This window comes from Aeromonas schubertii (assembly GCF_000820105.1).
Taxonomy (GTDB): domain Bacteria; phylum Pseudomonadota; class Gammaproteobacteria; order Enterobacterales; family Aeromonadaceae; genus Aeromonas; species Aeromonas schubertii.
Map to the genome: position 1 here is coordinate 70,135 of NZ_CDDB01000010.1, position 12,925 is coordinate 83,059.

Sequence of the window (12,925 nt, forward strand, 5' to 3'; positions counted from 1 at the left end):
CTTGTCTGCGCTCACCGTTGCGTTAGACATGATGGGGGGAGACAACGGCCCCCCGGTTACAGTGCCTGCCTCCGTGCAGGCACTGTCGCTTATGCCCCAGTTACACCTTGTGCTGGTTGGGGATCTCTCACGTTGTCATGATCTGCTCTCGCGGCACGGTTTGCTTACCCACCCCCGTGTGCGCCTTCTCCATGCCAGCCAGGTGGTCAGCATGGGAGACAAGCCTATCCACGCATTGCGTCACCTCAAAGACTCCTCCATGCGCCTGTCACTCGATCTGGTCAAACAGGGAGAGGCATCGGCCTGTGTCAGCGCTGGTAACACCGGCGCTCTGATGGCCATGGCCAAGTGTGTGCTCAAATCACTGCCCGGTGTTGACAGGCCGGCTCTGGTCAAGGGATTACCCCATATCCAGGGGGGACGCACCTACCTGCTCGACTTGGGCGCCAATGTCAGCTGTGACGCCGACAGCCTGCTGCAGTTTGCCGTTATGGGATCCGTGGTGGCCGAGCGGGTGGAGGGGATAGCCAGACCCAGAGTGGCGCTGCTCAACGTGGGGGAAGAGGAGATCAAGGGCAATGACCTGGTGCGCCACAGCGCCGAGCTTATCGGCCAGTGCCCGGCCCTCAACTACATCGGCTATGTGGAGGGTAACGAACTCTTCACCGGCAAGGCGGATGTGATCGTCTGCGATGGTTTTGTGGGTAACGTAGCCCTCAAGACGGCCGAAGGGGTAGCCCGGATGATGGGGCGCATGGTGGGCGTTGAGGGTTCGAGACGCACTTTTATTGGCCAACTCGCCTCATTTCTGCTCAAACGACGCTTTAAAACCCTGAACCCCGACCAGTATAACGGCGCCAGTCTGTTAGGATTGCGCGGTATTGTGGTAAAAAGTCACGGCAGCGCCAACGAGCGCGCCTTATGTCACGCGATCATGCTGGCTGCGGAAGAAGTCAAAGCACAACTCCCTGCCCAAATAGCCGATCGCCTGGAAACTGTCCTCTCCGACAGGGATCAATAAACACACATATGCATAGCAAAATTCTGGGAACCGGCAGCTATCTGCCCGCCTCGGTGCGCACCAACGCCGACCTCGAACAGATGGTGGAAACCAGTGACGAGTGGATCGTGGAGCGTACCGGTATTCGCGAACGCCGCATCGCCGACCAGGGTGAAACCGTCGCCAGTCTGGGCTGCAAGGCGGCTCAGCGCGCCCTCGAGGCTGCCGGACTGACCCCGGCCGATCTCGACATGATAGTGCTGGCCACCACCAGTGCCGAAAACGCCTTTCCCGCTGCCGCCTGCGAGCTGCAGGCCATGCTGGGCGTGACCAACATTCCCGCCTTCGATGTGGCCGCTGCCTGTGCCGGCTTCACTTATGCGCTCGCTATTGCCGATCAGTTCGTGAAATCCGGCGCTGCCCGTCACGTTCTGGTGGTCGGGGCCGACGTATTGTCGCGCATGTGCGATCCCAGCGATCGCGGCACCATCATCCTGTTTGGTGATGGGGCAGGGGCCGTGGTGATCGGCCGTTCCGATACGCCAGGCATCCTCTCGACCCATCTGCACGCGGATGGTCGCTACGGGGATCTGCTCAAGCTGCCGCAGCCACGTCGTGGCATGAGTGGCAGCGAGTTGGAAGCCTACATGTACATGAAGGGCAACGACGTCTTCAAGGTGGCGGTGACCCGACTGAGCGAGATCGTTACCGAGACGCTCACGGCAGCCGGCATTGCGCCATCCGAACTCGATTGGCTGGTGCCGCACCAGGCCAACTTCCGTATCATCAGCGCCACCGCCAAGAAGCTCGGCATGAGCCTCGACAAGGTGGTGTTGACCCTCGACAAGCACGGTAATACCTCCGCCGCCTCCGTCCCGATCGCCCTCGACGAAGGGGTTCGTGACGGTCGAATTCAGCGCGGCCAACTGGTGTTGCTTGAGGCGTTCGGTGGCGGCTTTGCCTGGGGCTCTGCCCTGGTTCGCTTCTGATCCCGCTTTCCTCTTCGTAAGGAGTTTGAGATGACTCAATTCGCTATTGTCTTCCCGGGACAGGGCTCCCAGTCTGTGGGTATGTTGGCCGAGCTGGCCGAGCAGCACCCTCTCATCAAGGAGACCTTCGCCGAGGCCAGCCAGGTGCTGGGCTACGACCTGCTCGAACTGGTGCAGCAAGGCCCGGCCGAAGAGCTCGGCAAAACCTGGCGTACCCAACCGGCTCTGCTCACCGCCTCGGTCGCCCTGTGGCGCCTGTGGCAAGCCCAGGGCGGTGTGCAGCCGGCCGTGATGGCCGGTCACAGCCTGGGTGAGTACTCGGCGCTGGTGTGCAGTGGCGCCCTGGCCTTTACCGATGCAGTGAAGCTCGTCGAGCTGCGTGGTCTGGCCATGCAAGAGGCCGTACCGGAAGGCACTGGCGCCATGGCCGCCATCATCGGTTTGGACAACGACACCATCGCCGCTAACTGCGAGCAGGCGGCCGAAGGGCAGGTGGTCTCTCCGGTCAACTTCAACTCCCCGGGTCAGGTAGTCATCGCCGGTCACAAAGAGGCTGTCGAGCGTGCCAACGTCCTGATGAAGGCCTCGGGTGCCAAGCGTGCGCTGCCGCTGCCGGTCTCCGTTCCCTCCCACTGCGCCCTGATGAAGCCGGCGGCCGAGAAGCTGGCTGCCGCCCTCGAGCAGATCCAGGTGAAGGCCCCGGCCATCGCTGTTATCAACAACGTCGACGTGGTCCGCGAGAGCGATCCTGCAGCCATCAAGCAGGCGCTGGTACGCCAGCTCTACAGCCCGGTGCGCTGGAGCGAGAGCGTGGTGGCCATGGCCGATGCCGACATCGCCCTCACCATCGAGATGGGCCCGGGCAAGGTGCTCACCGGCCTGGCCAAGCGCTGTAATGCGCGCGTCGAAGGGATCCATGCCAACGATCCCGCCTCTTTCGAGGCGGCGTTGGCCAAGGTTAATTAAGCAGGAGTAACGAGATGAGCTTTACTGACAAGGTCGTTCTGGTGACGGGTGCCAGCCGTGGTATCGGCCGCGCTATCGCCGAAGCCTTTGCCGAGCGTGGCGCCAAGGTGGTGGGAACCGCCACCAGCGAGAGCGGTGCCGAGGCTATCAGTGCCTATCTGGGTGACAAGGGTTGCGGCCTGGCGCTCAACGTGACCGATGCCGGCTCCGTTGAACAGGTGCTTGCGACCATCAAGGAGCGTTTCGGTGATGTGGATGTTCTCATCAACAACGCAGGTATCACTCGTGATAACCTCTTGATGCGGATGAAAGATGATGAGTGGAATGACATCATCGAGACCAACCTCACATCTCTCTATCGCCTGAGCAAGCCGGTGTTGCGAGCCATGATGAAAAAGCGCTATGGTCGCATCGTCAGCATTGGCTCCGTGGTGGGTACCATGGGGAACGCAGGGCAGACCAACTATGCTGCCGCCAAGGCTGGTCTGGTGGGTTTCACCAAGGCGCTGGCCCGTGAAGTGGCCTCCCGTGGTATCACCGTCAACGCGGTGGCACCCGGCTTTATCGAGACCGACATGACCCGTGCCCTGAACGATGATCAGCGCGCTGGCATCATGAACCAGGTACCGGCTGCCCGCCTGGGCGATCCGAAAGAGATTGCCGCCGCCGTGGTTTTCCTGGCATCCAGCGATGCAGGATACATCACCGGCGAAACCCTGCATGTTAACGGCGGGATGTACATGGTGTAACCATTTTGTCGCGAGTTCTGGCCAAAATGGCGATTTTACGACGACGTTCGCGTATTTTCGTGGTTTGACCAGAAGCAAGTTGCTTGCAAACTCACGTCAATTGAATAAACTACTGCAACCAGACGCAATTGCGTATTTTTAAAGGAAAATTCAGGTCATGAGCAACATCGAAGAACGCGTAAAGAAAATCATCGTCGAGCAGCTGGGCGTTAAAGAAGAAGACGTCAAGAACAGCGCTTCCTTCGTCGACGATCTGGGCGCTGACTCCCTGGACACCGTTGAGCTGGTAATGGCCCTGGAAGAAGAATTCGATACCGAGATTCCTGACGAAGAAGCCGAGAAGATCACCACTGTTCAAGCGGCTATCGACTACATCAACGCCAACCAGGAGTAATCTCTCCTGTGTTGCGAGAAGCGGCCTGAGGGCCGCTTCTTTTATCCAGCTTTCCCCAAAATTCCCCCTCGGAGACTACCTCAGTGTCTAAACGCAGAGTCGTGGTGACCGGCCTGGGCATGCTTTCCCCGGTAGGCAACAGTGCCGAAACCAGCTGGCAGGCCTTGCTTCAGGGCCAAAGCGGTATCAGCCACATCGAACACTTCGATACCACAGATTTCCCCACCCGTTTTGCCGGCCTGGTCAAGGATTTTGATGCTGAAGCCTATGGCATCAGCCGCAAGGATGCCCGCAAGATGGATCTCTTCATCCAGTACGGTATCGCGGCTGGATTGCAGGCCATCGAAGATGCTTCCCTCGAGATCAATGAGAGTAATGCCGAGCGGATCGGTGTGGCTATCGGCTCCGGTATCGGTGGCCTCGGTCTTATCGAAGTGAATCACGACAGCCTGGCCAAGGGGGGTCCCCGCAAGATCAGTCCCTTCTTCGTGCCGTCCACCATCATCAACATGGTGGCGGGTCACCTCTCCATCATGAAGGGGATCCAGGGGCCCAACATCGCCGTGACCACCGCCTGTACCACCGGGACTCATGCCATCGGCATGGCCGCCCGTATGATCGCTTACGGCGATGCGGATGTGATGGTCGCCGGCGGCGCCGAGAAGGCCTCGACCCCGATGGGGATGGGGGGCTTTGCCGCTGCCAAGGCCCTCTCCAGCCGTAATGATGAGCCTCAAAAGGCGAGCCGTCCGTGGGACAAGGATCGCGATGGTTTCGTGCTGGGGGATGGTGCCGGTGTCCTGGTGCTGGAAGAGTACGAATACGCCAAGGCGCGTGGCGCCCGGATCTATGCCGAGCTGGTTGGCTTTGGCATGAGCGGTGACGCGCACCACATGACTGCGCCGCCCGATGATGGCAGCGGCGCCGCCCGCGCCATGCAGGCCGCCATCAAGGATGCCGGCATCGATGTGGCCCAGATTGGCTATATCAATGCTCATGGCACCTCCACCCCGCTTGGGGACGTGGCCGAGCTGCGCGGTGTGAAGAAGGTGATGGGTGAGCATGCCGGCCGGGTGATGGTCAGCTCGACCAAATCGATGACCGGTCACCTGCTCGGAGCCGCCGGCGCCATTGAGGCCATCATCACTGTGCTGGCCTTGCGCGACCAGATAGCGCCGCCGACTATCAATCTGGATAACCCGGATGATGAGTGCGACCTCGATCTGGTCCCTCATGTGGCCAAGAAGGGGGAGTTCGACTATGCCCTCTCCAACTCCTTTGGCTTCGGCGGCACCAATGGCTCGCTGATCTTCAAACGCGTATAATCGTCCCGGGGCGATCACCATCAAGCCCGATACCCCTGGTATCGGGCTTTTTTATCGGAGGCACAATGTCACTGATCAATGGCAGGAAGCTGGATCACGTGGAGATATCGGATCGCGGGTTGGCCTATGGTGATGGCCACTTTACCACCATGAAGGTGGTGGATGGTCATGTGGAACGCTGGGAAGCTCACCTGACCAGACTGCAAAAAGGGTGTCTGCGCCTGGGGATCACTGAACCCGATTGGTCCGCACTCACCGTCTCGTTGCAGCGGGAGATCGCCGGTATTGAGCTCGGTTGTGCCAAGGTGATGGTCACCCGAGGTAGCGGAGGCCGTGGTTATTCGCCGGCCGGGTGTCATGATACGCGCTGGATCCTGACGCTCTCTCCCTTTCCCGATCACTATCCCAACTGGCAGCAGCAGGGGATTGAGGTGGTGGTCTGCCGGCAACGAGTCGGGGATCAACCCATGCTGGCCGGGCTGAAAACCCTCAATCGGCTCGAGCAGGTGTTGCTGCGACAAGAACTTAACGACGCGAATGCAGTCGAAGGTGTAGTACTCAACACTCGCAACGTGTTGGTTGCCGGGGTCAGTGCCAATCTGTTTTGGCGTCGTGACAAAACGGTCTTCACGCCGGATCTCTCTCATGGAGGCATTGACGGAGTGATGCGGCGTAGTGTCATGGGGATGCTCAAAGAGATGAGTATTGAGCTGCGCACGGTCGAGGCTCCACTGGAGTCGCTGTGGCATGCGGAAGAGGTGTGGCTGACCAATGCCCTGATGGGGGTGGTCCCGGTAACCCGCGTTGCCCAAAAGAGCTATTCGATCGGTGCAGTGGTTCGCTATTTACAGGAGCGTTTATTAATTGACGTCTAAACGACTCAAGGGGCTCGCCACTGCGGCCTCTCTGTTGTTGGTCCTCGGTGGTGGTTATGGGTATCGAGAGTACAGTGCCATCGAGCGAGCCACGATCGAAGGTCCCACTCGCCTCTTTACGGTGGAGAAGGGGGATCATGCAAGCCGGATCATCGAGACGCTGGCCGAGGAGCAACTCGCCGACTGGGCGGTGCGCCTCTGGCTGCGTTTTCACCCGGATCTGGTGCAGATCAAGTCCGGTACCTATGAGGTGAAAGAGGGGACGCGGCTCACCGAGGTACTCTCCCTGTTTGCCTCGGGTAAGGAGTTTATGTTCAACCTCACCTTCGTCGAAGGCTCCCGTTTTGAAGAGTGGCGCAAGCAGCTCAATTCGGCACCCTATCTGGAGCGGGTCAGCCGTGATCAGAGCGATGAGGAGTTGGCCCGCGAGCTCGGCATCGAGAATGGCAAACCGGAAGGGTGGTTCCTTCCAGAAACCTATGCCTACACCAGCCATAGTTCGGATCTGGCAATCCTGAGGCGTGCCCATCAGGAGATGGAGAGCTTTCTCGAGAGTGCCTGGCAAAAGCGTCAGGCCGACCTCCCTTACAAGACGCCCTATGAAGCCTTGGTGATGGCCTCTATCATCGAGAAGGAGACGGGACAACCCCATGAGCGTCCCCTTATCGCCTCTGTCTTCGTCAACCGGTTGCGTCTGGGGATGAGGCTGCAGACGGACCCGACGGTGATCTACGGTGTCAAAGATCGTTACGACGGTAATATTCGCAAGTCGGATCTTACCGACAACAACCCGTTTAATACCTATGTGATCAACGGCCTTCCGCCAACGCCTATCGCCATGCCGGGTAAGGCCTCCATCGAGGCGGCACTCAATCCGGTCAAGAGTGACTATCTCTATTTCGTGGCCAAGGGGGGAGGGGAGCACTACTTCTCCAAGACCCTGGCCGAGCATAACCAAGCCGTGCGCAAATACATTTTGAAGAAGTCCTGATGTCGAAATTTATCGTAATCGAAGGTCTGGAAGGGGCTGGCAAGAGTTCAGCCGTGGCCTATGTCACCGACTGGCTCGAGGCCAGGGGAATCGCCGATATCGAGTGCACCCGGGAGCCAGGTGGTACACCGCTTGCCGAGCGAATGCGCGCCATCGTCAAGGAGCCCCATGACGAGCAACTCACCGTTGAGGCCGAACTGCTCCTGATGTATGCCGCCCGGGTACAGCTGGTTGCCAACCGGATCAAACCGGCATTGGCACGCGGTGCCTGGGTGGTAGGGGACAGACACAACCTGTCGTCACAAGCCTATCAGGGGGGCGGCCGTGGCATCCCTGCCGATCTCATCGACGGGATCAAGCAGGCGGTGCTTGGGGAGTTCAAACCCGATCTGACCCTCTATCTCGATATCGATCCGGCTCTGGGGCTCGCCCGTGCCCGTCATCGTGGCGAGCTGGATCGCATAGAGCAAGAGCAACTCCCCTTCTTCGAGCGAACGCGAGAGCGTTATCTCTCACTGGCCGCCGGTGATGCATCGATCCGGGTGATCGATGCCAGCCAGCGTCCCGAGCTTGTGAAGGCCGCTATCGAGGCCGAGCTAGAGCGCTCCCTATGTATCCCTGGTTGATCCCCCAGTGGCACTCCCTGTTGGAGGTTGCCAGAGCCGGTCGATTGGGGCACGCCTGGTTGCTACTCGGTGATGAGGGGCTCGGCAAGGAGCAACTGGCCGATGCTCTGGCCCAACGCCATCTCTGTCAGCAGTTGCAAGATGAGAACCCTTGTGGACACTGCCACGCCTGCCAACTCATGGCCAAGGGGCATCATCCCGATCTTGGCCGGGTGAGCCGTGAGGGCAAGAGCATAGGTGTGGACCAGATCCGCACGCTCTGCCAGCGCCTGGGGGAGAGCCCCCAGCTGGGGCGTGGCAAGGTGGTTATCATCGAGCAGGCGCAGAGGATGACCGAGGCCGCTGCCAACGCCTTGCTCAAAACATTGGAAGAGCCTGCAGGCAACAGCCTGATCCTGTTGCTGGCCAGTCAGAGCAGTCGCTTGCTCCCCACCATACTCAGCCGCTGTAACAAGCATCTTTGCCCCATTCCCCCCGAATCACTCACCCTGCGTTGGCTCGAGGAGCAGGGGTTCAGGGCTACGCCGAGTCAGGTCCGCCTGTGTCAGGGAGCTCCGCTTCGGGTCAAGGCTTATCTCGAAGAGGGGGGAGACGACGAGCGCCGCTCATTGCTTGAGCAGTTATGCCGGCTCTCCCTTCACCCGGTCGAGTTACCCGCGCTGGCCAGCCGCATCGCGACCGATCTCGAGCGTCACCTGCCCTGGTTGCAGTTGCTGATTGGCGATGCCCTCAAGCTGCAGGCACACTGCACGAGCGATCAGCTTGCCATGCCCGATCTTGTGACGCCCCTGTCCGAGCTGGCAGAGCGCCACTCCAGCGAACAACTGCTGCACGCGCAGGAGACCTTGCTTCGGGTTCGGGAAACTTGCCAGCCCGGCCAGTTGGTCAATCCCACCATTCATCTTCACAAGTGGCTAGGCCACTGGTTGTAAAGCGAAATTTTCATGTTACTCGTCGATTCACACTGTCATCTCGATCGCCTCAGTTATGGGGACAAACAGGTCGATATCCCCACCGTACTGGCCAAGGCAAAGGAGCGCGGGGTCGGTTATTTTCTCTGTGTCAGCGTGACTCAGGATCAATTCCCCTCCATGATTGAGGCCATCTATCCCTATTCCAATGTCTTCGCCTCCTGCGGTGTTCATCCACTCAATCAGGAGCCCGGCGTTGATGTGGAGCGGCTGCGTCTCCAGGCGGCAGATCCCAGGGTAGTGGCCATCGGTGAGACCGGGCTCGATTACTATTACTCACCGGAGAACAAAAGCGTTCAGCAGGCCTCGTTTCGCGAGCATATTCGTGTCGCCAGAGAGCTGAACAAACCTCTTATCATCCATACCCGAGATGCTCAGGTCGATACCTTGCGTATCATGGCCGAAGAGGGGGCCGATCAGGTGGGAGGGGTGCTCCACTGCTTTACCGAGTCCCTCGAGATGGCCGAAGCGGCCATGGCCATGGGCTTCTATATTTCCATCTCAGGTATTGCTACCTTCCGAAATGCCAAGGCGTTGCAAGAGGTGGTACGAGCCTTGCCTCTGGAGCGACTGTTGGTCGAAACCGATGCCCCCTATCTGGCACCGGTCCCTCACCGAGGGAAGGAAAATGAACCCGCCTTCGTTCGGGACGTAGCCCAATTCGTTGCGGATCTGAAAGAAGTGTCATTGGAGAGCCTGGCTCAACAGACGACCCATAACTTTTTCGAGCTGTTTCGCCTCGCGAAACAGGATTAATAGAGGAGGCTGTATGCCTCCTCGTTTTTTAACGGTGGCGAAGATTAAGCTCAGGCACCGTTTTCCATTTCGTTATCTCTCACCTCTTTCCTTTCCTGTGGACTTGATACTGCGTTCGTACTGCTGATTGAGTGGCGGGGCAGTCGCCGATGAGTCATCTGCACGGTGTCTTTAGTATCGATAATATTCATTATCGCTAGTTGATCTTCTCTTTCGATCCGGTAGGATCCTTTAAACTCTCAGCAAAAACATGATGTTAGATGTCTTCATCACATACCGTTGCCACTCGGGAGAGGGGATTACAGAGCGTCTTCGATCCCGGCCTTAACGAGCGCGCCCGTCGCTTTCTACGCAGTGCAAAAGCCGATTCCACCCTCAATGCCTATGAGGCAGACACCCGTATCTTTGTGGCCTGGTGTCAGCGTCATCGCCTCGATCCCCTGGCAGTGAGTCATCTCGACATCATGAATTTTCTCGCCGATCAGGCCGACGGGGTGCTGGCCCACTGGGTCTGGCTCGACAAGGCGCGAAGTCAAGGAGAGCTGCGCAGTGGTGCCCCGCGCAAACCCGCCACCCTGGTCAGGCGCCTGGCCGGGATCCGCTATGCCTTTCGCCAGAAGGGAGTGCATCCACTGCCGACCGAGCACAGCGATATCAAGGAGATGATGCGTGGCATAGTGCGGCTGGGTGACACCCGGAAGGTCAAGACCGGAGCCCTGACAAGGGAGCCCCTGACCCGAGTCCTCGATGCCATCGATACCCGAAGTGTCGGAGGATTGCGTGATTACACCCTGCTGCTTTTGATGTTTGCCGGCGCACTGCGCCGCTCGGAGGCTGCGCGTCTGACGCTCGATGATCTGCACTTCACCCGTGATGGCGTCGTCTTGAGGATCAAGCCGAGCAAGCATCAACTCAAGGAGAGTGAAATAGCCCTGGTGAGGGGAGGGCGTCACTGTCCGGTCATCGCATTGGAGCGCTGGATCCGGCTGGCCAGGGTGACACAGGGTCCGCTCTTTTGCCGGTTAACCCGGTGGGGTGAGCTCACGGCCGACGCCCTGGGGCCACAAGGCATCAACCTGATGATAAAACGGCGCAGTGCGATCGCCGCTGGTGAGCTGGAGGTTAGCGGTCACAGCCTTCGCCGCGGTTTTATCACCTCGGCCGTGACCGCAGGCAAGCCCTTGAACAAGATTATCGAAGTGACCCGCCACCGGGACATTCGTACCCTGCAGGAGTACTTCGACCAGGCGGATCGCTTCCGCGATCACGCCATGGAGGGATTACTCTAGTGGGCATGCTGGAGCATTCCAGAAGCCATCATGGCCGTGGTGGCTACCTGACTGCATCGAGGTGAGTCGATGCAAGCTATGCGTGACGATGCCACCGGACCATTCTGATAGACAGTCCGTCCCTCCTTGATCGTGGCCTCGATGGCGATGTCAGCCAAGGCTTGTGGGCTGACCTTGAGGGGATTGGCCGACAACACCACCATGTCAGCCAATTTACCCACCTCCAACGAGCCCTTGTTGCTCTCCTCTTTATACTGGATAGCCGCCCAGAGCGTCTGAGCCTTTAACCCTTCCAGTGACGAGACTCGCTGGTCCGGTCCAATCGCTCGACCGGTTCGGCTGACACGGTTAACGGTCGCCGAATAGACGCGCATGGCGTTGGGGAAGGCGACGGGGGCATCGTGGTGAGAGGTGAAGATCATGCCCAGCTCACGTGCCCATCCTGTGGGAGAGATGTTGTCAGCTCGGGGTTTTCCCAGCACGGAATCCGTATGCCAGTCTCCCCAGTAGAAAGTGTGCATTGGGAAAAACGAGGGGAAGATACCCAGTCGTTTGAAGGAGACGACCTGATCCTTGCGTGCGGTCTGGGCGTGGATCGCCACAAAAGCGCGATCGCTCTTGCCATGGCGCTTCTCACTCGCTTCAACCCCCTTGATAAGTTGATCGATCGCCGCATCGCCATTGACGTGAGTCAGTAATTGCCAGCCGTTTCGTTGCGCCTTTTCTATGTACTCCTCAGCCTGCTCATCACTCATGCTGGGATAGCCCTTGTAGCCGGCGGCCTGGCCCGCTGGTGGGATCAGATAGGGTTGGGTCAACCAGGCGGTCTTGCCTTGGGGCGAACCGTCCAGATTCAGCTTTGCACCGGCAACCCGAAATCCGTTGGTATAGCGGCTGGAGTAGTAAGGAGCGGTGATCACATCGCTGGCGATCTGGATATCGGGATAGGCCGCCACATCGATGGGTAGTTTCTCCTGTTCGGCCAACTGATACATGGTCTTGACGGCAGTCGAAGAGGCTCGTCCTTCCTGGGCTGTCGTGTATCCATAACGGGCGTAAAGCGCCATACCAGCCTTAAAAATCACCCGATTTTCTTGCGGACTCAACTTGGTAAACAGGGGAAGCAGGGTAGCGAAGAAGGCGGTCTCTTCCAGTACACCGCTCGGGGTTCTACCGTCTTGCTCACGGCGGATCTTCCCCCCCACCGGGTCGTTGCTGGTCGTATCGATTCCCGCAAGGGCCAGCGCCTTGGTATTCAAGGTCGCCAGATGTCCCGATTGATGGATGATGATGACCGGAAGCGTGGTTGACACCTGATCCAGCTCCTGCCGGGTAGGGTGGCGCCCCTCTTGCAACTGTGAGTCATCGTAACCGAAGCCAAGTATGATACCGTGCTGCCGATTCTCAGCGTCTGATCCCCATGCCTTGAGTGCCTGCTGCAAGGTCGTAATATTGGTCACCCCTCCATCCGGTGGCGCTAGCAGATTGGCCGAGAGTGCCTGGATCCCGCTATTGAATACATGGCCATGAGCATCGATAAAACCAGGGATGAGGGTCTTGCCGGCAAGATCGATGATCTGTGTCTGCTCTCCCTTGAGCTTCATGATCGCCTCCTTCCCGCCGAGGGCAAGGATCCGCCCTCCCTTGACGGCCAGCGCTTCGACCGTGGGGGCCGCATCATTGACCGTCACTATGTCACCCCCCAGGTAGATAAGATCGGCACTGGGTTTGGCGGGGCTCACCGCCTGGCTCAAACCGGCAGTGAGTAACAGAGCCAGGGGGAGAGGGGCTGGTTTCATATACGCTTCTCCAATATTGGTCACGTTCGAAGCCAATATCATAAGCCATGACGACCAGGCGGGTTGCGAGTGCTCTCGCAAAACCGATGCGAGAGGTCCGGAGTCTAATCTCGCAACGGTAGATATTATGGTAAATTGCAAATCATTGAATATAAGAGATAATCGCCAGTCGATAGGGGAGTGCCCCATTAGAGC

General features: G+C 58.9%; 13 protein-coding genes. 12 read left to right on the forward strand and 1 reads right to left on the reverse strand.

Annotated features, from left to right (window positions below):
• Position 1 precedes the first annotated feature (1 nt).
• The 12 genes from plsX (at position 2) to BN1133_RS01820 (ending at position 10,931) form a co-directional block, all read left to right on the forward strand.
• Positions 2 to 1,021, forward strand: a complete 1,020-nt coding sequence (plsX, locus tag BN1133_RS01765; RefSeq protein WP_050664842.1) for a phosphate acyltransferase PlsX — start codon at positions 2 to 4, stop codon at positions 1,019 to 1,021.
• An 8-nt stretch (positions 1,022 to 1,029) separates the two neighbouring features.
• Positions 1,030 to 1,989, forward strand: coding sequence for a beta-ketoacyl-ACP synthase III (locus BN1133_RS01770; protein WP_050664843.1), 960 nt, complete (start codon positions 1,030 to 1,032; stop codon positions 1,987 to 1,989).
• 30 nt (positions 1,990 to 2,019) lie between these two features.
• Positions 2,020 to 2,955, forward strand: a complete 936-nt coding sequence (fabD, locus tag BN1133_RS01775; RefSeq protein WP_050664844.1) for an ACP S-malonyltransferase — start codon at positions 2,020 to 2,022, stop codon at positions 2,953 to 2,955.
• Between the two features lie 14 nt (positions 2,956 to 2,969).
• Positions 2,970 to 3,704: a 3-oxoacyl-ACP reductase FabG gene (gene fabG, locus BN1133_RS01780; RefSeq protein WP_050664845.1), complete on the forward strand. Its 735-nt coding sequence runs from the start codon at positions 2,970 to 2,972 to the stop codon at positions 3,702 to 3,704.
• Positions 3,705 to 3,861: 157 nt separating this feature from the next.
• On the forward strand, positions 3,862 to 4,098 hold the full coding sequence (gene acpP / locus BN1133_RS01785) for an acyl carrier protein (protein ID WP_005352645.1): 237 nt from the start codon (positions 3,862 to 3,864) through the stop codon (positions 4,096 to 4,098).
• Between the two features lie 83 nt (positions 4,099 to 4,181).
• The gene (gene fabF / locus BN1133_RS01790) at positions 4,182 to 5,423 is read left to right on the forward strand and encodes a beta-ketoacyl-ACP synthase II (RefSeq protein ID WP_050664846.1); all 1,242 of its coding nucleotides are present in this window, start codon (positions 4,182 to 4,184) and stop codon (positions 5,421 to 5,423) included.
• A gap of 65 nt (positions 5,424 to 5,488) precedes the next feature.
• The gene (gene pabC, locus BN1133_RS01795; protein WP_050664847.1) at positions 5,489 to 6,298 is read left to right on the forward strand and encodes an aminodeoxychorismate lyase; all 810 of its coding nucleotides are present in this window, start codon (positions 5,489 to 5,491) and stop codon (positions 6,296 to 6,298) included.
• Positions 6,288 to 7,289 (forward strand): endolytic transglycosylase MltG, encoded by a 1,002-nt coding sequence (mltG, locus tag BN1133_RS01800; protein WP_050664848.1) that lies wholly within the window; start codon positions 6,288 to 6,290, stop codon positions 7,287 to 7,289. Before pabC ends, mltG begins: the two co-directional genes overlap by 11 nt.
• Positions 7,289 to 7,915 carry a dTMP kinase gene (gene tmk / locus BN1133_RS01805; protein WP_050664849.1) on the forward strand — a complete coding sequence of 209 codons (627 nt, stop codon included), beginning with the start codon at positions 7,289 to 7,291 and terminating at the stop codon, positions 7,913 to 7,915. The genes mltG and tmk overlap by 1 nt, the downstream gene beginning before the upstream one ends.
• Complete coding sequence (holB, locus tag BN1133_RS01810; protein WP_050664850.1) at positions 7,900 to 8,847, forward strand: DNA polymerase III subunit delta'; 948 nt, start codon at positions 7,900 to 7,902, stop codon at positions 8,845 to 8,847. The genes tmk and holB overlap by 16 nt, the downstream gene beginning before the upstream one ends.
• A 12-nt stretch (positions 8,848 to 8,859) precedes the next feature.
• Complete coding sequence (locus tag BN1133_RS01815) at positions 8,860 to 9,642, forward strand: TatD family hydrolase (protein WP_050664851.1); 783 nt, start codon at positions 8,860 to 8,862, stop codon at positions 9,640 to 9,642.
• Between the two features lie 260 nt (positions 9,643 to 9,902).
• Positions 9,903 to 10,931, forward strand: a complete 1,029-nt coding sequence (locus BN1133_RS01820; protein ID WP_050664852.1) for a site-specific integrase — start codon at positions 9,903 to 9,905, stop codon at positions 10,929 to 10,931.
• Here the strand turns inward: BN1133_RS01820 and BN1133_RS01825 are convergent.
• Positions 10,928 to 12,730 (reverse strand): amidohydrolase, encoded by a 1,803-nt coding sequence (locus tag BN1133_RS01825; RefSeq protein WP_050664853.1) that lies wholly within the window; start codon positions 12,728 to 12,730, stop codon positions 10,928 to 10,930. The two genes, BN1133_RS01820 and BN1133_RS01825, sit on opposite strands and share 4 nt — an antisense overlap.
• Between the last annotated feature and the right edge of the window lie 195 nt (positions 12,731 to 12,925).

Bases quoted from the DNA above. Each gene is read 5' to 3' on its own strand.
- acpP (WP_005352645.1), top strand. From the start codon at position 3,862: ATGAGCAACATCGAAGAACGCGTAAAGAAAATCATCGTCGAGCAGCTG.
- holB (WP_050664850.1), top strand. From the start codon at position 7,900: ATGTATCCCTGGTTGATCCCCCAGTGGCACTCCCTGTTGGAGGTTGCC.
- BN1133_RS01815 (WP_050664851.1), top strand. From the start codon at position 8,860: ATGTTACTCGTCGATTCACACTGTCATCTCGATCGCCTCAGTTATGGG.
- BN1133_RS01770 (WP_050664843.1), top strand. From the start codon at position 1,030: ATGCATAGCAAAATTCTGGGAACCGGCAGCTATCTGCCCGCCTCGGTG.
- tmk (WP_050664849.1), top strand. From the start codon at position 7,289: ATGTCGAAATTTATCGTAATCGAAGGTCTGGAAGGGGCTGGCAAGAGT.
- pabC (WP_050664847.1), top strand. From the start codon at position 5,489: ATGTCACTGATCAATGGCAGGAAGCTGGATCACGTGGAGATATCGGAT.
- fabD (WP_050664844.1), top strand. From the start codon at position 2,020: ATGACTCAATTCGCTATTGTCTTCCCGGGACAGGGCTCCCAGTCTGTG.
- fabG (WP_050664845.1), top strand. From the start codon at position 2,970: ATGAGCTTTACTGACAAGGTCGTTCTGGTGACGGGTGCCAGCCGTGGT.
- BN1133_RS01820 (WP_050664852.1), top strand. From the start codon at position 9,903: ATGTCTTCATCACATACCGTTGCCACTCGGGAGAGGGGATTACAGAGC.
- BN1133_RS01825 (WP_050664853.1), bottom strand. From the start codon at position 12,730: ATGAAACCAGCCCCTCTCCCCCTGGCTCTGTTACTCACTGCCGGTTTG.